Here is a 20360-nt window from a genome sequence, read left to right on the forward strand (position 1 = left end):
ACAGCGAACTTCCGATCATTGTTTCTGGTTAAGGGCAATGATCGGAAGTTACCCCATCGACTTACTTCGGCATTGCCCACGACTGTAACTGGTGGCCATCTTTGTCGAGTTCGGCGCGCGCCTGCAACAACAAGTCTTCCAGTTGCGCCGGGTCGGTATAGGTGCTCGAAGACAGCTGTTTGCTGCCGATACGGGTATTGGTACGGTCGATGACGCTCAGGCTGAGGGCGCCGTTGCCATCGTGCCAGGCCACGCACTGAAAGGGCTGGAAAGCACGGTCTGCGATCAAAAGAGCTTCGTTGATGCGGAGCGGGGCGTTCATGTGGGTCTTCTCTCTAAAATGCCCATTCAAGTGTGTGCCGTTGGTTGGGCGGGCCAAACGGTGAGTTACTTGTACTGATGCACGATGGCGGGGTACGGGTCACATGTTAGAGCAAGAAATTTCAACTTTTCGTGATTAACGTCATGTAAGCGCCTGTTTTGGAAGCTGAATGAACGTTTTAACGCGCCTTGAGTTTTTACCCCGAAAATTGCGGAAGTGGCTTTTTGCCAACACTTATAGCGAAACGGTACAAGGCGCGCGTCAATACCTTGCTAGTGTTAGCGCCAGGCTTCACAAGCCCTTGTTTCTAAATAATTTTAATAATTCTGGCGCCAAGGAATAGTCATGGTCGTTACACCTGTGCAACGTCGCCTGCTGGTGGTCGATCCCTGTGACGACTGCCATGAGCTATTGCCCGGCCTGCGCACCGCCGGTTGGGAAGTGGACAGCTGCGCGTTAGGCGCAGTGGGTGATCGGTCCTGTGACGTGGGCTTGCTGCGTTTGCAGCCCGAGCATCTGGTGCGCCCTGAAGCGGTCAAGGAGTTGATCAGCCGCAGCGGCACCGAATGGATCGCCGTGCTCAGCCAGGATGTCCTGCGCCTGCAAAATGTCGGGGACTTTGTGTGTGAGTGGTTTTTTGACTTCCACACGCTACCGTTTGATGTCGCACGCGTGCAGGTCACGCTGGGGCGCGCATTCGGTATGGCACGCCTGCGGGGCAAAGGCTACGCGTTGGTCGACGAGCCCGAACATGAGTTGCTCGGCGATAGCCGCCCCATCCGCGAACTGCGCAAATTGCTGGCTAAGCTCGCGCCCACGGAATCACCGGTACTGATTCGCGGCGACAGCGGCACCGGCAAAGAGCTGGTGGCCAAGACCCTGCATCGCCAATCCCAGCGCCATGCCAAGCCGTTTGTCGCGATCAACTGCGGTGCGATTCCCGAACACCTGATCCAGTCCGAACTGTTCGGCCATGAGAAAGGTGCGTTTACCGGCGCGCACCAGCGCAAAGTCGGGCGCATTGAGGCGGCCCACGGCGGCACGCTGTTTCTCGATGAAATCGGCGATTTGCCGATGGAGCTGCAAGCCAACCTGCTGCGTTTTCTGCAGGAAAAACAAATCGAGCGCGTCGGCGGCAGCCAACCCATCCCGGTGGATGTGCGCGTACTGGCGGCGACCCACGTCGACCTGGAGGCGGCAGTTGCGAAGGGCACCTTTCGTGAAGACCTGTATTACCGACTCAATGTCCTGCAGGTGATCACCGCTCCGCTGCGCGAGCGCCATGGTGACGTGGCGATGCTGGCCAATCACTTTTCACGCTTCTACAGCCAGGAAACCGGCCGGCGCCCGCGCAGTTTCAGCGAAGATGCGCTGGTGGCGATGGGGCAACACCCGTGGCCGGGCAATGTGCGCGAGTTGGCCAACCGCGTGCGCCGTGGCCTGGTGCTGGCTGAAGGGCGCCAGATCGAAGCCGTTGATCTGGGACTGCAAGGCGAGCAGGCATTCGCGCCGCCGATGGCTACACTGGAAGATTACAAGCACCGCGCCGAACGTCAGGCGCTGTGCGATGTGCTCAACCGGCACAGCGACAACCTGAGTGTCGCGGCCCGTGTGCTGGGGGTTTCCCGGCCGACGTTCTACCGGTTGCTGCACAAACACCAGATCCGCTAGGGCGGGTAAACCGAAAAGCCCCGCAACGACCCTTATCGTTGCGGGGCTTTTCCTTGATCGTTCCCACGCGCAGCAAAGGAATGTAGCTTGGGACGCTCCGCGTCCCGCTGTCCCTAGAAGTAATACGGAAACTTCAAACTGAACGTAAAGTCCGGCGCATCATCCGTCATCCCAATCGACAGGTTCGGCACAATCGTCAGGTTATCCGACGCCGCAATCGTCATGCCCACGTTGAAATAACCGGCGTTGGCATCGCTGGACACCACCGACTGCCAGTCCTGGCCGCTCTGCTTGACCTTGCTTTTGCGTTGTACCAGGTCGGAAACCGAAAACGACATACTCATCTTCTCGTTGAGGGCAAAGGCTACGCCCACGCCGAACTGGAAGCTGTCGCCCAGGCTGATTTTGCCGGGGATTTTCTGGTTGACGTTGGGGCTGATGTCGCTGAACGAGTCTTCGAAGTTGTGGGTATAGGACAGCGAGCCGAACAGCACAGCCGGGTCGAAGGTCTTGACCAGGGAAATGCCCGGCGTCACCGACCACACACCGTTACCCGTAGGCAGGTTTTCCGGTACGGCGAGGTTATCGTTGCCAGGTTGCTCGATCAGCTTGATGCCATACGGTTCCTGGCCGGTAGGGGCCTTGACGCGTACCGACACCACCGCATCCGGCAGGCTGGCGCTTTCGTCGAGAAACTTGTACGCAATACCGAAGTTGACATCGCCGATGGTCGGGTCGCGGGTGACCGTCCCTTCCGATGTGGCGTTGGAGTTGCCGCCGGCACCCCCCGATTGGTAGGTCGACTCGCGGTAGACCACCGGCACGTTCAAGTCGAACTGCCAACGGTTATCCAGGTTGTAACGGCCGGTGAGGTCCAGGGTCCAGCTGTCCGACTTGATTCGATCCAGGTTGATATTGCCGAGGAAAATCGAGTCCAGCGCCAGAAAACCGTTTAGTGACAACTGGCGTGCGTCGTAGCGGGCATAGGTGATGCCGGTTTCAAAGCTGAACTTGCCGTTGCCAAAAAAGCCGCTGGCTTCGTTGTACAAGTTGCTCACGCTTTGCGCCGGGGCGGAGTCGTCCTTCAGGCTCTGCCCGTATGAACTGCCACCCGCTGCGCCGCCGGAGGCCGCAGCGGCGCCGACGCCGCGCGTATTACCGGCCACCGTGGTGCCGCCTTTCTGGAAGTCGGCAGGTGATTTGGCCAAGCGTTTCGGGGCGGGTGTGGCGGGCTGGTCTTCTACTTGTCGAACACGTTGCTCCAATACGGCCAGTGCTTTTTGCTGCACTTCATAGCGTTGCTTGAGCTCCATCAGCTCCTGTTTCAAACTTTCAATGTCGGTATCCGGCGCGGCATAAAGCACGGATGCGGGGAGGAGCGTACTCAAACAAACCACGGCACGTAACGATAACGATCGATGCATGAAATAAGCCGTCCCTTTCTAATGCGTAAGTGTCGTGGATCAGCGTAGTTCAATAACCTGCAGGGCGAAGGCCCTTGAGTTGATCAAGGTTCAGGTTCTGCGTGATGTTGTTCAAGCCGTTGTTACCCAGGACAACATTGAGCTGGGTCAGGTTGTTCACGAAATTGCTGTTGCCTTGAATAATCGTGCCTTGCAGGACGTTGCCACCGCCGATTTGCTGCACCACGTTGCCCTGGTTGTTATTGGCCAGGAGCGCCATTTGCAGCCCGCCGTTCTTGGCCGTGACCGTGACTTGGCCTGCCGCAGTGCCACCGGTAATCGGCTGGCCTGCCATCAATGCTTGCCCAGACTGCACGTAGTTGGCGGGTGCCAAGCCGTTTTTGTTGACGTTGATGTCGACGCCGTTGGTGGCTGTATTGCCATCACCGGCTGCGCGCACGCTTTGCACGACGCCTTGGCCGCTGCCCAGGCCGGCGCCACCCACGACGGTGCCGGTGCCTTGCGGCTGCTTGATCACGCCGCTGCCGTCGTTACCGGTAATCTGCACGTAGAACTGCGGGGTGATGGTGGATGAGTTGACCTGCATGTTGGCGGTGCCGGTGACGGTCGCACCGGCGGCGTTGGTCCAGGTGCTGCTCATCACAATGCCAAAGCTGACAATCCGCCCGGGCATCACATAACGCCCACGCAGGTCAGCCATTTCCGAGTCCTTGAGTTCAATCGGCTTGAACACCGACGAAGCATAAACAGGTGCTGAGGCTGCCAGGCACATGACCGTCAGCCAACGGAGAGTGTTCATCGTTTGCTCCTGGAGCGTCCTGCTCCTTATTGCGCTTCTAGAAGAAGTCGCTCTGGATAAAACCGAATTCCATCAATTCACTGTCGCGTACCGGGCTGAACGCGTTCAGCGGGTTCTTGGCGGTCAGCGGGGTGGGCGGCGTGAGCAGGGCATTGGTCTTGTCATAGCCCTCGCCGATCACCGCGAACACAATGCCGTTCCAGCCTTTGACAAAATCGTCTTTGGCATAGCGCTTGTTACCCAGCACGGGGTCGCCGATATATACCCAGTCCTTGTCGGCACGCTGCAGCACCACAAAGTGCTTGTAGCCGCGAATATCCAGCAGCACGACGACGGGCACTTTCACGGTAATCAGCACCTCAGGCGTAATCCGGTAGCCCTTGGCGCGCATGTGGATGCTTTCCAGGTAGCGCTTCATGTCGAGCATCGAGAAGCCCTGGGTGCGCACCAGGTCCTGGTCGGCGTTGACCAGCATGCCCTTGATGACGTGGTCTTCATCCACGTCCATCCAATAGGCTTGGCGCAAGATGGTCGCCAGCGCGGCGGCGCCGCAGCTGAAATCGGTTTTCTGTTCCACCAGGTTGGCGAATTTGCGTTCGCGGATGCTCTCGACCTTCTTGTACATCAACCCACCGCCGGGCATGACGATTGCCACTTGCCCTGCCAAGGCCTGGCCGGTGAGTGCGAGCAGAAGGAGGGCGGCAACGAGGCGCATGATCGTATGACCTGTTGGACACTGGAAATAAAAAGGGCCTTGTTGCCAAGGCCCTATCTGGATCAGAAGCGAGTGATTGCTACGTTGTTCTGACCCTGGTTGTTGCTGCCCGACAGAACGTTGGAGTTCGACACCCCAGAGCTGTAGTTCATCGAGTTGTTCACGCTGGCGTTGTTGACGACAGGTTTGGTGCTCCAGCCGTGGCCGCTGCTCAGGTTGAGAGTCAGGTTGCCCGACACGTCCTGCACACCGGTGACCGCTGCTGCGCCACCATCGCCATTGCCCGAGGCAATGGCAGTGCTGTTGCTGGCTTGGTTGGAGGTGCCCGACGCAGCGTTCAACTGAATGATGCCCGACGCGTTGTTGCCGCTGTCGTTGAGCGAAGCGTTGTTTTTGGTGCCGCTGTTGAGCACGAAGTTGCCGGTGTTCGATTGTGCGGTACCGGCGCTGGCGAACACGAAGTCGGCATCACCGGAAACGATGGCCACGTCGTTTTTGCCTTGGTTGTTGTCACCGCTCAGCACGTTGCCGTTCGCTACGCCACTGATGTGGTTGTAGGAGTCATTGGCCGAAGCGTTGTTTTTGGTTTTGTCATTGATCACCACGTTGGAGTGGTTGCTTTGACCGTCAAGCGTGGTTGCGGCAGCCGTGGTTGGCGCAGGCGGTGGACTCGCTTGAGCAGCAACAGCCATGAGCGCAGCGAGAGCGAAAGCCAGTGGTTTAAGAGCCATTGTAGGTTTCATGGTGTATCTCCTTGCTTCTAATTAGTTGGTTAAGTGTTGGTACGGTCTAACTATCGACTCAGCTCCATCAGTTGAGTCGTACATTCAGGGTGTTAGCCACTCGGTTCCCCACCCCGGCGCTCTGGTTGACCTGAACCACTCCACGGCTGCCGGTGAAGGCCTGGTCGCTGGTAACGACCTGGCGGCTGCCAGTGATAGGGGTCAACCCTGAGTCGGTTGCAAGCGCAACGTTCTGTTGCGACATGACGCTGTCGTCGATGCTTTGCGGGCCAGCGCTGACGCTGATTCGCACGGCATTGATCATCTGGTTCTGGGCCCCGGCAGACTGATTGACGCTCAGTGCACCGTTGCCACTACTGAAAGAGTTGCCCTGGATCGCGGCTTTGGCGTTGAGGGCGCGGTCGGCGGCCGCACCGCTGATTTTTTGCGTGACGGCGATGTTCGTCTGGGCGTTGCGGCCCACGGCAATGGCAACGTTGTTGCTCAGCTGTTGCTGATCGCCGGCGGCCTGGTTGACCGTGACAACGCCGTTGTATTGCTTGCCCGAGTTATCGATGGTCGCGTTGTGGGTGCTGTCGGCCAGGGCGGCTGTGCAGCTGAGCGCGGCAAGAAGCATCCATGAGCGGGTCATTTCATTGCCCCCCCGACCATGCCGCTGATGTTGCTCAGTGGGGCGAGGCCGCTGGATATCGCGCCGTTTACCGTGCCGGCGATGCCGCCGCCGCTGCCGCTGTGGCCCGCTGCGCTGCCTGCGCCCAGGTTGTTGCCACTGCCGATATTGTTCAGGCCGGTGATATCGCCGTTGGGCATGATGCTGCGCGTAATGCTTGAGCCACTGCTGATGCCCGCGATGTCGTTGTCGCTGAGCTCATTGTTGGAGGCATGGAAGATTTGCGCAGACGGGTTGGCATTGACGGTGGTGGGGTAGGGGTCGACGCTGCGTGCACGGCCTATCGAATACGGTTGCACCTGGCGTTCAATCACGATCACACCGTCACCTGCCGCGAGCACTGGAAGGCTCACGCTGGCACTCAATGCACCGCTGATCAGCAGGAGGCTCAATAAGCCTTGATTGTGTGTGTCCACGGCAATGTTCCTTATTCTTCGCGCTGACCCTAAACAGCGCTGTTAGGGAAAGAGCAGAACGCGTGCCGCTTTTGATTTTTTATTGATATTCAGTAGGTTGCGATTAAATCGAGGGGAAGTGGTGGCCGAGGTGTTTCATCAAAGAGACACTCGCCACGCATCGGGATATGCGCAGCCCCACCTGCCGGCTGTCTCAGCGATGTAACAGTACGCCTGGCAAAACCCTGAATCCGCACCAGGCGGGCGATTCAGACGGGGGAGGTGTTTCAAAAATGGACACTACAGGCACACGCCAGCCCGTGGGTGCAGGCAGGTTCAGCCCTTTGGCGCTTTACGCGGGATGGAGTTGAGCACGGGGTTGCCGTCCTGATTCTGGGTCAGGTAGACCGGCAAAACCTTGGGCAAGGAAGGGATGAGGTTGTTGACCTCGTTGATGTTGTAAATGCCGCCGATGCGAATCGCCCCGGTACTGGCATCTGCCAGCATCACCGGTTTGTTCAGGTAGCGGTTGATCAATGGCAACGCGTCGGCCAGGGCCAGGTTGTCGAGCACCAACTTGCCCTGGCGCCATGCCAGGCCTGCGTCATTGGGGTTGATCGCAGCGACTTGCGGGCTGGCGTCGCCCTGGTCGTAGCTGGCTTGCATTCCAGGGCTGAGCGGCACGCTCGCGTGCAGTGTGTCGCTGGAAATCTGCACCGAGCCTTCCAGCAACATCACCCGGACCTGGTCTTCATATTTCCAGACGTTGAATTGGGTGCCGGTGACGCGCACCTGTCCTTCACCCGCTTTCACAATAAACGGGTGACGGCTGTCATGGGTGACGTTGAAAAACGCTTCGCCCTTTTTCAAGGTGACTTGGCGCTGGTCCTTGTAATTGCTGTAGACCAACTCGGTGCCCAGGTTCAACTCTACCTGGCTGCCGTCGCCGAGGGTGACCTTGCGCAGGCCATTGGCAGCGTCGAAATGCTCAAAGGAACTGGGCAACCAACCTGCTTCCCAGCCGGTGAAGGCTGCCAGCGGCAAGGCAGCGAGGCAGATCGCTGCAGCCACGGCGTAAGTGCGCAATCGGCTGCGCGGCTTGAACGGCACTACCACCGGCGACGGCTCGCTGCGCGGCAGGTGGTCAGCCACGTCCCAGATTTCCAGCATGGCGGCATATTCGAACGCGTGCAGCGGATCGGCATCGTGCCATTGCGCAAAAGACTGACGTTCGACTGCCGTGCAATCACCGGCATGCAGGCGCATGCACCAATGCGCGGCGGCGTCGGTGATGGCGTCATATTCGGCTTCTGAAAGGGACTTTTCGCTCATTAACTCATCCTGATTTCACACATTCTAACCCCTCGAGGCGGATGGCGAGAACAGCCATCATGGCGATTGCACATCAATTGGAACTTATTCTCGTTTGAAAACATCAGAAATCACAGGACACGAGTCCGTCATTCCCACAATGGAGAACGAACATGCTGAAGAAAACCTTAATCGCCCTGTGTGCAACCACCGCGCTGCTCAGTGCCGGCGCCGCCTTCGCCGATAAGCCCGGCGCGGGGTGGATTCCTATCGAGAAGGCCATTGAGACCGCCAAGACCAAGGCCGGCTACATCGAGGTCTACAGTGCCGAAGCCGATGACAACGGCTATTGGGAAGTCAAAGGTCGCAAGTCCGACGGCATCGTTTATGAAGCGCGCATTGACGGCGCCTCCGGCAATATCCTGCGTGACCAGAAAGACTGAGGCCTTCCCGGGGGCTGCTCAGGCCCCCGGGTCCAACAGGCGGCCCAAGTGAGTAATCAGGTAGGTTACTGAATCGGCATTGGCCAAAATGGTGTCAATCCGTTTGTCGGGGTCGGTCATGAAGACTTGTCGGGCGTCATCAAGGTTTTTGGCGCCAGTGGTACTGAAAACTTTTCGTTTAATATCACTGGTTTTAGTGTCATTTCCGAAGTCTTTCCAGACCCCTTTGCTGACTTGAATCTTGAACAGTCTCGCCGAAGGCGTCTGCGTGGACAACGCAGTACTGCGTTGAGCCTCCAACTCGTCCCTCAGTGCCTTGCCGCGAGGCTGCGCTGGGCTGATGAGTTCAGAGAACGGCAGCATGCTATTAAGGTAGGCGATGTCTTCAGTATCGAGTTTTGAGTGCGTCAGTTCGTGAATCAGGGTGCTTGCTCTGGCATGGGATGGCGCATCGAAGGGGGCGTTGAGGTGGTTGTAGTAAATACCCAGGTCCGGGTGAAAGAATCGAGTGACCAAATACAGCCTGTTTTTAATATCACCTCGCCTAGTAAAGGCGAAACTACTTTCCGGATTCAGTCGGCTGGATCCGATGACAAAGCGCATGGAGTCTGGTCCGGTCAAGCTATGGTCGCTTAACTCACCAAGGATCTCATCGACGATGTTCTTGATTTTCTGCACTTGAGCAGGGGGCAGGCTGACGACACTGAACATTTCCCCTAAAAAAAGGCCTACCCGGCTAGTGGGATTGCGTAGTACTGAAAAGAGCGCGATGTTGCGCTTGCAGGTGAGGGCGTAGTGGGTCGCCATATTCAAGGCTTCTTTGATGACTTGGGCTTTCCACTGTGCAAGTGCGCCAATTGCCCGGATTCCCGTCGCTTCAATGTTGATCCCCAACCGATGCTCGTATCGCTCCCGCATAAGCGACTGGATTGCGCCGAAGCGTGTGTCTTGGTGGTTGAGGTCCAATACCCAGTGGCCTTGTGCATTGCGACCAACATGTGGTCCATTATGTTCGTCGTTGGCCAGGCGCCAGTGTTCTGCGGTTTTTTTGACTGAATAAACCTTGCCTTCCACTGGCACGTAGTTTTTCAAGGTTTTATTATCTTTATAGGTATGGGTGAGGTTGCTCTTTTCCAGATCCTTGAGGGCGATTTCGTGATCCTCGAAAGGCTGCAACTGCGTGCGCGCGGAGGCGGTGATATCCAGGGTTGCCAAGGAGGTGGCGGTGGGCAGTGATTCGTCTGGCAACTCGGCCTGCGGCATCGCTGTTTCCAGGGGGAGCGGTTTCTCGGTGCCTTCAAGCGCACCGCGCAAAGCGGCCATTTCCGCCACGCCCAAGATAAAGTCCTTAAGCGCCGCCTTCCACTGGTGCAGTTGCAGCTCTTCGGCGGAGCGCTTGAACAGTGTGTAGGCACGCCAAACCGTCAGAGGATACGAGAGCTTTCCAGCCATGAACTGCACGGCTGTAGGGATTTTCTCGCTGAAAAACTGGGTCACTTTGTCCCATAACACCTTGGCACCTTTCTCGAATTGGCAGGCCAGCATCTTGTGCAGGACCTGTTTGGTCTCATCGAACAGGTAGTGAAGGAGGTTCCCGCCGATGGCCGACGAGCCGAGACGGATGTCGGAGGGGCTCTGTTGGTTGTTTTGCAGCAGTCTGCTGTAAGTCGCCTGATGCGCGGCCTCCAGGTGCTGTATGACGCAGTCCTGAAGCACGCCCGGCCGGTTCAGCTCGTCCAGCAACGCCTGCTCGGTCGCGTATTCCTTGAGCACATGGTTTTCGCTGTAGGGCGCGTACAGCACCACGGGGCCGATGCCGGTGGTTTTAGCGCTGATCAGGTACATGCCCACTACCTTGACGGTGCTGGCACCTTCGGTCGCGATCAGCTCCAGTGGACGCATCATGGCGGTTGTACCGTCGAGCGCCTCACGTGCCACGGCGTCGGGCATGTTGAACACCTGCTGGACGAGACTCTGGGCCGCCGCTGAAAGACGTTCTTGCAGCCTTTGCTCGTGGGCGTATTGCAACAGTTGCCAGGGCAGTTGTCGGCAGAATAGACGCCGGCGTTTGCGCGCGGCATCAGTTTGGGTGTCCAGGTGGCTTCGCAACAGGTTCTGGTAGACGGTTTTCAGATCCAATTGTCTGACCATCTGGATCACTGCAGTCCCGTCGAGCGTGGCCGGCAGGGGCGTGGCGGTACATGAGCGTGGGCTGATGATTTCGGCATTCAGCTCCGGCCAGTGCCGCAAGGCAAAGTCGGTCAGGCTGTAATCATGGATATCGAGGGCCTGATGCATGGGGATCACGATGTCATCGGGGTTGAGCGTTTGGTCGGGAAAACGTTTCTTGAGTAGTGCCTGAAGCGCCGTGAACGCATGTTTGCGGATGGGCGTGATGTCATGCAGGAAGTCTTGTTCGTCGGGGGCGCTGTTGTGGTATTGCTCCAGTAGCTCTGCTTGGTGAGCCTGATCCTCCGGCGACGCCATGGCCAACCAGACGGGCAGGGCCTGCTGGTTGCTCATCATGCGGGCCACCGCGATGGTCCTTGCAAGGTTGGTCGGCGCCGGCTGTTCCAAGACCGTATCCAGGCGGTCTTGCAAGGCCCGCGCGGGCAGCTTCATGGAAAGCAAGTGATCAACCTTGTCCATGACGTAGGCGTTATAGGTTTCCAGGCGATTATTCAATACGTTGTCGTCAATGCGTTGCAGTGGGCCCAGTCGATAAACCTGATGGGGTATATGCAGGGAGATTGGCAGGTTTTCCAGCAGGCTCAAGCGCTTGATCGGGTGCTCCAGGCGCTGTGTTAATTCTTCGCGCAAGGTTTGAATCGAGGTAAATACCTCATGCCCATTCCGGGGTGTCCAGAGCACGACTTGGCCGGAGCGCTCGGGATCGATACCGCCGCGTTCAGTCAGTACAAACGTGTTGGCAAGGGGCTTGGGTTCAGCAAGGGTGCCAATGCCCAGTGTCAATGAGTAGGCGTCCGGCAGAAAGCCGTTGAGGCCATGCCGGGTCAGGCGCAAAAGGCTGTCGGGCTGCAGGACGGTGTCAAGTACCGCATAGCTGCGGGCGTTGATGGTTTTATCCAGTCGCCTCAATTCGGCCTCGCTGCTCAAACCAAGGAGCATCGAGCGGGCATGTTTATCGCTGGCGTTGCCGAGGAACAGGCGAGGGAGTTCGCGCATCTCGGTGTTGGCAAACACTTTCATGGTGCGCTCAATCACCCTGTTGAAGGTGCTCAGGGTTAGAGCGGGTAACTTCAGTGCTACATGTGGCTCGATTTTTTTGTAAAACCAGACCTTGTCGGACTTGGGAATCGGGCGCGCCTCAAGACTCAGACGCTCGATGAAGTGTTCAACCATGCCCAGGGAAGACACTGGCGGGCGCTCTTCCCGTTCTTGGGCGGGCGTGTCGTAGGTGTTGATGTAGACCTCATCAGCCTTGAGATCCAAACGCTGTAACTGCAACTCCGCGTCCAGGGCCAGAGCGGCCATGCCTCGTAATGTCGGATGCTTTTGGCGTTCGATAGCCAGCTCGGCCTCGGCGGCCTCCAGGCGCCGCAAGTGCCGTTTGGCGAGCTCTGCCTTTACGTCATTACCGCGTGTGACAGGGTGGACGGTCCAGCGGCCATTGGTCTCCAGTGGTGCCAGGCGATCATCCAGCATGATGCGCACATCCAGTGCGCAATCGAGCAGGGCGGCCAGATCTACTTGGCCATCGCTGTTGCGGTGAAGCTCTAGCGCGTAGTGCATATTGTTGGTTTGTTTGAGTGCAATATCTTGGACCATGCCGGTAAAAACGCTGCCGGTGATAGGCCGGAAGGCAACGTTTATCTGGTCCAGGCCGGTAAACGTGTTGCGCTCGTCCAGGGACAGGAAGTTGAGCAATTCATCTTTATGCCCTGCAGTCTTGAGCATGCTCAATAAAGTATCTTTCAAATCATTGCGGTCTTTGAGTATCTGCAAGCCACGAGACTGCGTGTAAAGGTAAGCACAGGTTTCGTGGATCATCAGCGTGCTGGCCAGCTCCACGTAGTGCTGGTACGGCGCGTGGATGCGGACTTTTTCCACGCTCAGTTTTGTCGCATAGGCGCTGCGAGCGGACTGGTCGCTGATGAACGCGGCCTGGAGAGTGTGACTTTCGTCGGCGCTGATAATCTGTTCCTGGCGCTTGAACAGTACATCGACGCGAAACTTGTCAGCGATAACCTGGGCGAAAAGATCCAGGCGTGAGGTGCCGCTGCCGATGTCTTCGTTCCAGTAAGTTTGCAGCAGGCTGTCCAGCAGCTTTGACAGGGTGCTGGAGGTCTGTTCGATCAGCGTTTCCCAGTACTGTTGATCTTGGTCCAGTTGGGCGTGGGTGAAGGCGCTGGTGACATGTTTGGGGTTAAAGAACTCGCGGGTTTGCGCCGAAGGCCAGGCATGTTTCAGGTAAAACCGTAGGAGTGCTTCGCTTAATGGTAGGGAATCCACCCAGCGCCGATTGCTTTCGTCCGGGTTTTGTACAAAACAGTTCACCCGCGTGTCGCGCTGATCCAGGCCTGGGAAGTAAGGGCGCGCCATGATGCCGAGCAGCGTATTGAGCATGTCTGGCAAGGCGGGGATTTTTTGCAGTTGCAAAAGCATGGCGTGTACGTTGGCCTGCTGGCAGGCTTGCAGGGTCTGCTCCTGGTCGGCCATGACAATTCCTTCGATCGTGGCGGTGCTCAACGTCATGGCCGTGCCAACGGGTAATGCGTTGCGTTGGGCAATCGACAAAAACCTCATCAAGTCAACGCGCTGCACCGGGTCCGCCAACTGCTCGCCGACCTCGAGCAGCAGCGCGGCGTGGCTGCCAGACACTTGAATGCCGCCATAGGGCGTGTAAAGCAGGGCCTTGCCCTCGTCCGGTGTGGGGCTTATCAAAAACGCGCCGGCCAGTGGAATCGCTGCTTGGCCTTCCACGCTGATCAACAGCTTTTCGACACACATGGGATGGTCGCGCAGGGCATCCTGGCGGGCGGCGTCAGTGGCGTAATACAGGTTATGCAGCCAATTGAGGTCCTTGACCGTCAGCCCCAGCTCAAGCTCGCGCTCACTGAGTGTGCATCTGCTGATAGGGAGCAGGAATTCGTCGAAGAAATACGGTGGGGTCAGGCGGACCATAGTCTGTTTCCATTGTGCAGAGGAAACCACAGGGTAAGGACGCGTCCGCGGCGAGCGGGGGTAAATAATGAGGCCGTGCGCAAGTTGACAGCAGGCGCAGTGCGTGGTGTTTAATCAACCGCCTGAATGTCCATTCGTTGCCCCCATCCAATCATAAAAACGGAGCTTCAAATGTCTGCGCAGTCTCCGACAGTTGCCACGGCTTCAACCTTCATCGGTTTCACTGAACTGGTGGCTTTGCTACACCAGGTATTCGTCAGGCATGGGGCCTCGTCAGAGGTGGCGGCCCTCCTGGCGCACAATTGCGCCAGCGCCGAGCGCGATGGCGCCCATAGCCATGGCATCTTCCGCATCCCCGGTTACCTGAGCACCCTGGCCAGCGGCTGGGTCGACGGCAAGGCCACACCCGTGGTCACGGACGTGGCTTCCGGCTTTGTGCGGGTAGACGCCTGTAATGGCTTCGCTCAACCCGCGCTGGCAGCCGCACGCTCATTGCTGGTGGAAAAAGCCCGCAGTGCCGGGATTGCGCTGCTGGCTATTCACAACTCCCATCATTTCGCCGCGTTGTGGCCCGATGTCGAACCTTTCGCCGAAGAAGGGCTGGTGGCGCTGAGCGTGGTCAACAGCATGACCTGTGTCGTGCCCCATGGCGCCGACCGCCCACTGTTCGGCACCAACCCCATCGCATTCGCCGCCCCACGTGCAGACGGCGCGCCCATTGTGTTCGACCTGGCCACCAGCGCCATCGCCCATGGCGACGTACAAATTGCCGCACGCAAGGGCGAGCGCTTGCCGCCGGGCATGGGCGTCGACAGCCTGGGCCAGCCGACCCAGGACCCCAGGGCCATTCTTGAGGGCGGGGCGTTGCTGCCGTTTGGCGGGCACAAGGGCTCGGCGTTGTCGATGATGGTCGAATTACTGGCGGCAGCCCTGACGGGTGGAAACTTCTCGTTTGAATTCAATTGGTCGGATCATCCCGGCGCACGCACGCCCTGGACCGGGCAGTTGTTGATCCTGATCGACCCGGGCAAAACGGCTGGGCAAAACTTTGCCGAGCGCAGCCAGGAACTGGTGCGGCAGATGCATGCGGCGGGGTTGCGGCGGTTGCCGGGGGATCGGCGCCATCGCACACGGGCGAAGTCGCAGGAAACAGGTATCGCGATTGACGCGAAGGACCTTGAGCAGTTGCAGGCACTCGCCGAAGGCTAAAAGGGGCTGCGCCAGCGGCGCAGCCTCAAGGGTGTAGTTGCGATGGCTTAGTTGGGATGACTTAGCTGCGCTGGATTAGTTGCGACGGCCCAGCAACAGGCCCACCACCAGGCCAAAGCCTGCGGAAATCGCCACGGTCTGCCACGGGTGGCCACCGATGTAGGTTTCGGTGGCATCGACCACCGGCTTGCTGCGTTCACGCACGTTGGACACCGAGTCCAGCGCCTGTTTGAGCTTGATGGCAACCTGTTCGCGCAAGGTTTCACCTTCCTCGCCTACCAGGGAAGCGCTGCTCTTGAGCAGTTTGTCCGATTCTTCGATCAACGCCGTCAGTTCACTGAAGGCTTGATCCTTGATTTGGTCTTCGACAGCTTGGGCGGCGGTTTTACGGGCCATTGTGTGACTCCTTGCGAGTGAAAGTGACAGTGAACAATGGAGTATCGGGCGGCGGCAAAAGTTGCAGTTTTTTTGCCTCGCGCTATTTGAGGGCAAAATCCGAATCAGGATATTTCGGCCCACAGTGTAAGATGTCACCTATTTGTGCAGCAGGTAATTCAACATGAGCTTCAATCTGGCCAACAAAACCCTCGCCGAGCGCGCCGAGCTGGAAGATGAAAAGTCCCGCCTCTACGACCTGTGGCAAACCAACCTGGGCAAGGCCAAAGGCGAAGCGGCGCGGTTGTTCGGCGAGCGCGCCAAGCGCAAAGGCAAGTGGGCCGAGTGGGTGCGCGCCGAGCTTGACGGCATGTCGCCGCCGGAGTTTTCCAACATGGTGCGCAGCGAAGTCAACAAGCTGATGGCGGCGGCTAAATAAAGCACGCCACAATCGCCTCACGTACTTTAAGCAACAGCGGATCAAGCTGGGCCTGGGTGCGCCAACCCAGCTCCACCGGGTAGCGCGGCAGCGCCAGCGGGCAGGGCAGCACGCGCAAGCCGGTCATCTGCGCAATCGCCTCGGCGGCATGCCCGGGAATTGTCGCCACCGCCGTGCTGCCCTTGAGTAAAAACGGCAACGCGGCAAAGTGGCTGGTCGACGCACACACCTGGCGGCCCAACCCGTGCGCCGCCAGCCCTTCATCGGTAATCCCGATAAACCCGCCTGATGACACCAGCACATGCTCGCGTGTGACGAATTCCGCCAGGCTGATGCGGTGCTGGTCTGTCGCCAGGCTGTGTGGGTCGACCAGGCAGCGGTAGTCACCTTCGCCCAGCACTTGGCGGCTCAGCCTGCGCTCGGCAAACCCACCGGCTGTGATTGCCAGGTCAAGGCTGCGGTCGAGCAGGGCCGCGGCAACGATTTGGCTGTGGGTCTGGCGGAAGATCACCCGCAGTTTCGGCGCTCGCCGTGCAATTTCCTCGATCAGTCGACGGCCATGGGCGATCTCGAAATCATCGGATAAGCCCAGCACCACCGAGCGCCCGTGATAGTGCGGGTGGTCTGGGTTAATCATCGCCAGGCTCTGGCGGCAGCGGTCCAACGCTTCGCTGATCACCGGTTTCAATTGATTGGCGCGCAACGTCGGCGCCAAGCCACGACCGGTGCGCACGAACAGTTGATCGCCATACACCTCGCGTAAACGGCGCAAGCCTGCGCTGATCGCCGATTGGGTGACGCCCAGGCGCAACGCCGCGCGGCTGGCACTGGACTCATCATGCAGGGCTTCGAAGGTTTTCAGCAGGTTCAAATCAACCTGGGCGATATTGATTTGGCTCATATCATTTAGCACTGAGGTGGGCTTTATTCATGATCGAGGCTGGCTGGAGAATGGGCAACCCCCCTTATTCGGAGTGATCGTGATGCCTGTTTCAACAGTGGCTGCTTTGCAAATCGGTTCGCTGCCCGGTGGCAAGGCTGAGACCCTGACGCAAATCCTGTCCTATGAGGACGAAATACGCCGTAGCGCGGTGCAATTGGTGGTGCTGCCCGAGGCCGTGCTGGGTGGCTATCCCAAGGGCGAAAGCTTCGGCACCCAGTTGGGTTATCGCTTGCCGGAAGGCCGCGAAGCCTTCGCGCGGTATTTTGCCAATGCCATCGACGTGCCGGGCGTCGAGACCGAGGCGCTGGCTGGGTTGTCTGCGCGCACCGGTGCCAGCCTGGTGATCGGTGTGATTGAGCGCAGTGCCAGTACCTTGTACTGCACGGTGCTGTACTTCGAACCCTCGGGCGGCCTGGTGGCCAAGCACCGCAAGTTGATGCCCACCGGCACCGAACGGTTGATCTGGGGCAAAGGCGATGGCTCGACCTTGCCGGTGATCGACACCGCGGTAGGCCGCGTGGGTGGCGCGGTGTGCTGGGAAAACATGATGCCGTTGCTGCGCACGGCGATGTACGCCAAGGGCGTGGAAGTCTGGTGCGCGCCAACGGTGGATGAGCGTGAAATGTGGCAGGTGAGCATGCGCCATATTGCCCATGAGGGTCGCTGTTTTGTAGTGAGCGCGTGCCAGGTGCAGGCATCGCCGCAGGCGCTGGGCGTACAGGTGGCCAACTGGCCGTCAGAGCGCCCGTTGATCGCCGGCGGTAGTGTGATTGTCGGGCCGATGGGCGACATTCTGGCCGGGCCGTTGCTCGGGGAGGCGGGGCTGTTGACGGCGCAGATCAACACCGATGATTTGGTGCGGGCGCGTTATGACTATGACGTGGTGGGGCATTACGCGCGGCCGGATATTTTCGAGCTGGTGGTGGATGAGCGCGCCAAACCAGGCGTGCGCACGCTCACTGACTAAAACGCGGTAGAAAACCTGTGGGAGCTGGCTTGCCTGCGATAGCGCCGTGTCAGGCACAGCTATGTTAACTGACACGCCGCTATCGCAGGCAAGCCAGCTCCCACATTGGCTTTTCAGCGTTTGGAGGAGTGTGACGCGAACCACTCCTCGCGGGTCATCTCCCAAATGTCCCGCGGGAAGGTGCCTGCGACAAATTGGCCTGCCTGCGTCCTGATCAAGCGCATGCCGGTGCGTTCTGATATGCGCCGCGATCCGTGGTTGGGTGCGGCTTTGGGCACACGCATCAGCGGGCGCTTGAGCACATCGAACCAGTACTCGGTCACCGCCGCACTGGCTTCGGTCATAAAACCCTGGCCTTGCCACTGCGGGCCCAGCCAGAAGCCTCGGTTGTCGTCTTGCTCGTCCGTCAGGTTGATATTGCCGATCAACTGTTCCGGCGCATTTTTGAGGCAGATCGACCAATGCCATTGGTCGCCACGGGCCATGCCCGGCAAGGCGACCTGTTCCAGATAGCGGCGCGCACCGTCGGCCGGGAAGGGCCAAGGCACCTCGTCGCTGAGGTAGCGCACCACTTCCCAATGCGCGAATTGCTGCTGGATGGCCTCGGCATCGTCCAGGGTCAGCGGGCGCAGGATCAGCCTTTCGGTGAACAACGTTGGTTGCATGGCATTTACCAAGTGGCCGTGTTCGGCACGTTCAAGGTGCCGCGATCGACAAAGCGCATGGTGCCGAACAGCCCACCCGCCAGTTTGCCGCGCAGCACGTAGGGCAGGTTGTTCAAGCTTTGCGTCTGGCTCAGGCCCAAGGTCTGGCGCAACACGGAAAACGCCGAAACGCTGACCGGCACGGTCAGCACGGTCTCGGAAAAGCGTGGGATGGAGCCTGATTGATCACTCACCCCCGACGCCAATGGCCGGCCATTGACGTCCAGGTCCAGGGCCACGCCGTTGTAGTCGATCGCCGTTTCATTGGGGTTTTGCACCCGCAGTTTCACGGCAAAGCGCACTTCCAGGTCCTGGCTTTGCAGGGGCTCGATGCCCACCACGGTGATATTCACCGGGTCACGATTGGGGAACAGCGCGCAGGCGCTCAAGGTCAGCAGCAATAACGATAGAACCATGAGCTTGCGCATATAAAAGGTGCTCCTATTTCGTGACGTCCGGATCCTGCATGACCTTGAGGGTAGAGGACTCCGGATCAAATTCATCTTCTTCCAGCTCTATGAACTCTTCCGGCAGGAAAATGTTCAGCAGGATTGCACAGAACGCGCCCACGGTGATCGGCGATTCGAAGATGTTGTGCAACGCCTTGGGCAGGTCGCGCAGCACTTCCGGCACGGCGGCCACGCCCAGGCCCATGCCCAGCGAGATTGCCACGATCAGCACATTGCGTCGGTGCAGCCCGGCTTCGGCGAGGATCTTGATGCCGGCCACGGCCACGGTGCCGAACATGATCAGGGTGGCGCCGCCGAGTACCGGCTTGGGCATCAATTGCAGGACCGCGCCGATCATCGGGAACAGCCCCAGCAGCACCAGCAGGCCGGCGATAAAATACGCCACATAGCGGCTGGCCACGCCGGTCAGCTGGATTACCCCATTGTTCTGGGCGAACGTCACCATCGGCAGGCTGTTGAAGGTCGCCGCCATCGCCGAGTTCAGGCCATCAGCCAGCAGGCCTGACTTGATGCGCTTGATATACAGCGGGCCTTTGACCGGTTGCTGGGAAATCATCGAGTTGGCGGTCAAGTCACCCGCGGCCTCCAGCGGCGAAATCAGGAAGATCACTGCGACCGGGATAAACGCCACCCAGTCGAACGAGAAACCGTATTTGAACGGCACGGGCACGCTGATCAGCGGCACGTGAGGCAACGCCGCCAGGTCGACGCGGCCGATCCACCAGGCCACGACAAAACCCAGCGTCAGGCCGATCACGATCGAACCCAAGCGCAGGAACGGGTTGCTGAAGCGGTTCAGGACCACAATGGTCAGCAGCACCAGCGCCGCCAGGCCCATGTTGCTCGCTGCGCCCAAGTCGCTGGCGCCAAAACCCCCGGCCATGTCGGTGACCGCCACCTTAATCAGCGACAAGCCCATCAAGGTAATGATGGTGCCGGTCACCACCGGGGTGATCAGTTTGCGCAGTTTGCCGATGAACTGGCTGAGCACCACTTCGATAAACGCCGCGAAAAAGCAGATACCAAAGATGGTCGAGAGAATTTCATCGGTGCCGCCGCCCCGGGCCTTGACCATAAAGCCGGCGCTGAGGATCACGCTGATAAACGAAAAGCTGGTGCCCTGCAGGCATAACAGGCCCGAACCGACCGGGCCGAATTTTCGCGCCTGCACAAACGTGCCGAGCCCTGACACAAACAGCGCCATGCTCACCAGGTACGGCACTTCGCTTTCAAGGCCAAGCACGCCGCCGACGATCAAGGTGGGGGTGATGATGCCGACGAAGCTGGCGAGCACATGTTGCAGTGCAGCGAAAATCGCGGCGGTAAAGTGCGGACGGTCTTCCAAGCCGTAGATCAGGTCGGATTTATAGCGGGGGCGAGGGGTTTGAGTGTCAGACAAAATACAGGCCCAGTAGGGAAAGGGGCGCGCAGGATGCCAGAAAGTACCGGCTGTCAGAAGTGTGTAAGAATTTTTTCGAAACTTCCTGCATAAAATTCACACACCTGCCGATACCTTTGGTAAGCCCACCCAACTATTACAACAAGGGTGCGCAAAGGTCAGAGCAGCGCGTTGACGCCGACTGATCGTGTCGCGGCAGGGACGCTCGCCAACACT

Annotated in this window: 19 protein-coding genes; 5 read left to right on the forward strand and 14 right to left on the reverse strand. The window is 58.9% G+C overall.

What is annotated here, in order from left to right; all coding sequences use genetic code 11:
- Positions 1–61: 61 nt before the first annotated feature.
- Positions 62–322, reverse strand: a complete 261-nt coding sequence (locus ACA065_RS12890; protein ID WP_497694842.1) for a DUF1652 domain-containing protein — start codon at positions 320–322, stop codon at positions 62–64.
- 345 nt (positions 323–667) lie between these two features.
- Here ACA065_RS12890 and ACA065_RS12895 point away from each other — a divergent pair, with 345 nt between their 5' ends.
- Positions 668–1993 (forward strand): sigma-54 dependent transcriptional regulator, encoded by a 1326-nt coding sequence (locus ACA065_RS12895; RefSeq protein ID WP_497694843.1) that lies wholly within the window; start codon positions 668–670, stop codon positions 1991–1993.
- A 113-nt stretch (positions 1994–2106) separates the two neighbouring features.
- On the opposite strand, the gene fapF is transcribed toward ACA065_RS12895, so the two are convergent.
- The 7 genes from fapF to ACA065_RS12930 form a co-directional block, all read right to left on the reverse strand.
- Positions 2107–3417, reverse strand: coding sequence for a fibril amyloid transporter FapF (fapF, locus tag ACA065_RS12900; RefSeq protein WP_497694844.1), 1311 nt, complete (start codon positions 3415–3417; stop codon positions 2107–2109).
- Between the two features lie 49 nt (positions 3418–3466).
- A complete protein-coding gene (gene fapE, locus ACA065_RS12905) occupies positions 3467–4216 on the reverse strand; it encodes a fibril amyloid subunit FapE (RefSeq protein WP_497694845.1) in 750 nt (249 codons plus the stop codon).
- Between the two features lie 37 nt (positions 4217–4253).
- On the reverse strand, positions 4254–4931 hold the full coding sequence (gene fapD / locus ACA065_RS12910; protein WP_497694846.1) for a fibril amyloid maturation endopeptidase FapD: 678 nt from the start codon (positions 4929–4931) through the stop codon (positions 4254–4256).
- 62 nt (positions 4932–4993) lie between these two features.
- Complete coding sequence (gene fapC / locus ACA065_RS12915; protein ID WP_497694847.1) at positions 4994–5674, reverse strand: amyloid-like fimbrin subunit FapC; 681 nt, start codon at positions 5672–5674, stop codon at positions 4994–4996.
- A gap of 67 nt (positions 5675–5741) precedes the next feature.
- Positions 5742–6305 carry a fibril amyloid subunit FapB gene (fapB, locus tag ACA065_RS12920; protein WP_497694848.1) on the reverse strand — a complete coding sequence of 188 codons (564 nt, stop codon included), beginning with the start codon at positions 6303–6305 and terminating at the stop codon, positions 5742–5744.
- Positions 6302–6760, reverse strand: coding sequence for a fibril amyloid chaperone protein FapA (gene fapA / locus ACA065_RS12925; RefSeq protein ID WP_497694849.1), 459 nt, complete (start codon positions 6758–6760; stop codon positions 6302–6304). The genes fapB and fapA overlap by 4 nt, the downstream gene beginning before the upstream one ends.
- 315 nt (positions 6761–7075) lie before the next feature.
- On the reverse strand, positions 7076–8071 hold the full coding sequence (locus ACA065_RS12930) for a FecR family protein (RefSeq protein WP_497694850.1): 996 nt from the start codon (positions 8069–8071) through the stop codon (positions 7076–7078).
- A 152-nt stretch (positions 8072–8223) separates the two neighbouring features.
- On the opposite strand from ACA065_RS12930, the gene ACA065_RS12935 reads away from it, so the two are divergent.
- A complete protein-coding gene (locus ACA065_RS12935) occupies positions 8224–8493 on the forward strand; it encodes a PepSY domain-containing protein (protein WP_497694851.1) in 270 nt (89 codons plus the stop codon).
- 18 nt (positions 8494–8511) lie between these two features.
- Here ACA065_RS12935 and ACA065_RS12940 read toward each other — a convergent pair whose 3' ends face one another.
- The gene (locus ACA065_RS12940) at positions 8512–13437 is read right to left on the reverse strand and encodes a dermonecrotic toxin domain-containing protein (RefSeq protein ID WP_497695340.1); all 4926 of its coding nucleotides are present in this window, start codon (positions 13435–13437) and stop codon (positions 8512–8514) included.
- A gap of 372 nt (positions 13438–13809) precedes the next feature.
- Between ACA065_RS12940 and ACA065_RS12945 the strand changes: the two genes are divergently transcribed.
- Positions 13810–14847 (forward strand): Ldh family oxidoreductase, encoded by a 1038-nt coding sequence (locus tag ACA065_RS12945; RefSeq protein ID WP_497694852.1) that lies wholly within the window; start codon positions 13810–13812, stop codon positions 14845–14847.
- Positions 14848–14922: 75 nt separating this feature from the next.
- Here ACA065_RS12945 and ACA065_RS12950 read toward each other — a convergent pair whose 3' ends face one another.
- On the reverse strand, positions 14923–15243 hold the full coding sequence (locus tag ACA065_RS12950; RefSeq protein WP_016979401.1) for an ElaB/YgaM/YqjD family protein: 321 nt from the start codon (positions 15241–15243) through the stop codon (positions 14923–14925).
- A gap of 163 nt (positions 15244–15406) precedes the next feature.
- On the opposite strand from ACA065_RS12950, the gene ACA065_RS12955 reads away from it, so the two are divergent.
- Positions 15407–15661, forward strand: coding sequence for a hypothetical protein (locus ACA065_RS12955; protein ID WP_003190904.1), 255 nt, complete (start codon positions 15407–15409; stop codon positions 15659–15661).
- Here ACA065_RS12955 and ACA065_RS12960 read toward each other — a convergent pair.
- Positions 15654–16562: a LysR family transcriptional regulator gene (locus ACA065_RS12960; RefSeq protein WP_497694853.1), complete on the reverse strand. Its 909-nt coding sequence runs from the start codon at positions 16560–16562 to the stop codon at positions 15654–15656. The two genes, ACA065_RS12955 and ACA065_RS12960, sit on opposite strands and share 8 nt — an antisense overlap.
- A gap of 82 nt (positions 16563–16644) precedes the next feature.
- Here ACA065_RS12960 and ACA065_RS12965 point away from each other — a divergent pair, with 82 nt between their 5' ends.
- Complete coding sequence (locus ACA065_RS12965; protein WP_497694854.1) at positions 16645–17571, forward strand: carbon-nitrogen hydrolase family protein; 927 nt, start codon at positions 16645–16647, stop codon at positions 17569–17571.
- A 113-nt stretch (positions 17572–17684) separates the two neighbouring features.
- On the opposite strand, the gene ACA065_RS12970 is transcribed toward ACA065_RS12965, so the two are convergent.
- Genes ACA065_RS12970 through ACA065_RS12980 form a run of 3 tightly spaced genes read right to left on the reverse strand, consistent with a single transcriptional unit; the run spans position 17685 to position 20144 of the window.
- Complete coding sequence (locus tag ACA065_RS12970) at positions 17685–18236, reverse strand: GNAT family N-acetyltransferase (RefSeq protein ID WP_497694855.1); 552 nt, start codon at positions 18234–18236, stop codon at positions 17685–17687.
- A 5-nt stretch (positions 18237–18241) separates the two neighbouring features.
- Positions 18242–18703: an LEA/WHy family protein gene (locus ACA065_RS12975; protein ID WP_497694856.1), complete on the reverse strand. Its 462-nt coding sequence runs from the start codon at positions 18701–18703 to the stop codon at positions 18242–18244.
- A 13-nt stretch (positions 18704–18716) separates the two neighbouring features.
- Positions 18717–20144 (reverse strand): nucleobase:cation symporter-2 family protein, encoded by a 1428-nt coding sequence (locus ACA065_RS12980; RefSeq protein ID WP_497694857.1) that lies wholly within the window; start codon positions 20142–20144, stop codon positions 18717–18719.
- Positions 20145–20360 lie beyond the last annotated feature (216 nt).

The sequence above is a fragment of the Pseudomonas sp. LBUM1640 genome, from assembly GCF_059716225.1.

Excerpts from the sequence above, each read along its gene's own strand:
- ACA065_RS12945 (WP_497694852.1), top strand. The coding sequence starts at position 13,810 with ATGTCTGCGCAGTCTCCGACAGTTGCCACGGCTTCAACCTTCATCGGT.
- ACA065_RS12895 (WP_497694843.1), top strand. The coding sequence starts at position 668 with ATGGTCGTTACACCTGTGCAACGTCGCCTGCTGGTGGTCGATCCCTGT.
- ACA065_RS12960 (WP_497694853.1), bottom strand. The coding sequence starts at position 16,562 with ATGAGCCAAATCAATATCGCCCAGGTTGATTTGAACCTGCTGAAAACC.
- ACA065_RS12930 (WP_497694850.1), bottom strand. The coding sequence starts at position 8,071 with ATGAGCGAAAAGTCCCTTTCAGAAGCCGAATATGACGCCATCACCGAC.
- fapB (WP_497694848.1), bottom strand. The coding sequence starts at position 6,305 with ATGACCCGCTCATGGATGCTTCTTGCCGCGCTCAGCTGCACAGCCGCC.
- ACA065_RS12955 (WP_003190904.1), top strand. The coding sequence starts at position 15,407 with ATGAGCTTCAATCTGGCCAACAAAACCCTCGCCGAGCGCGCCGAGCTG.
- fapF (WP_497694844.1), bottom strand. The coding sequence starts at position 3,417 with ATGCATCGATCGTTATCGTTACGTGCCGTGGTTTGTTTGAGTACGCTC.
- fapC (WP_497694847.1), bottom strand. The coding sequence starts at position 5,674 with ATGAAACCTACAATGGCTCTTAAACCACTGGCTTTCGCTCTCGCTGCG.
- fapD (WP_497694846.1), bottom strand. The coding sequence starts at position 4,931 with ATGCGCCTCGTTGCCGCCCTCCTTCTGCTCGCACTCACCGGCCAGGCC.
- ACA065_RS12975 (WP_497694856.1), bottom strand. The coding sequence starts at position 18,703 with ATGCGCAAGCTCATGGTTCTATCGTTATTGCTGCTGACCTTGAGCGCC.
- fapE (WP_497694845.1), bottom strand. The coding sequence starts at position 4,216 with ATGAACACTCTCCGTTGGCTGACGGTCATGTGCCTGGCAGCCTCAGCA.
- ACA065_RS12935 (WP_497694851.1), top strand. The coding sequence starts at position 8,224 with ATGCTGAAGAAAACCTTAATCGCCCTGTGTGCAACCACCGCGCTGCTC.
- ACA065_RS12950 (WP_016979401.1), bottom strand. The coding sequence starts at position 15,243 with ATGGCCCGTAAAACCGCCGCCCAAGCTGTCGAAGACCAAATCAAGGAT.
- ACA065_RS12970 (WP_497694855.1), bottom strand. The coding sequence starts at position 18,236 with ATGCAACCAACGTTGTTCACCGAAAGGCTGATCCTGCGCCCGCTGACC.
- ACA065_RS12965 (WP_497694854.1), top strand. The coding sequence starts at position 16,645 with ATGCCTGTTTCAACAGTGGCTGCTTTGCAAATCGGTTCGCTGCCCGGT.
- ACA065_RS12890 (WP_497694842.1), bottom strand. The coding sequence starts at position 322 with ATGAACGCCCCGCTCCGCATCAACGAAGCTCTTTTGATCGCAGACCGT.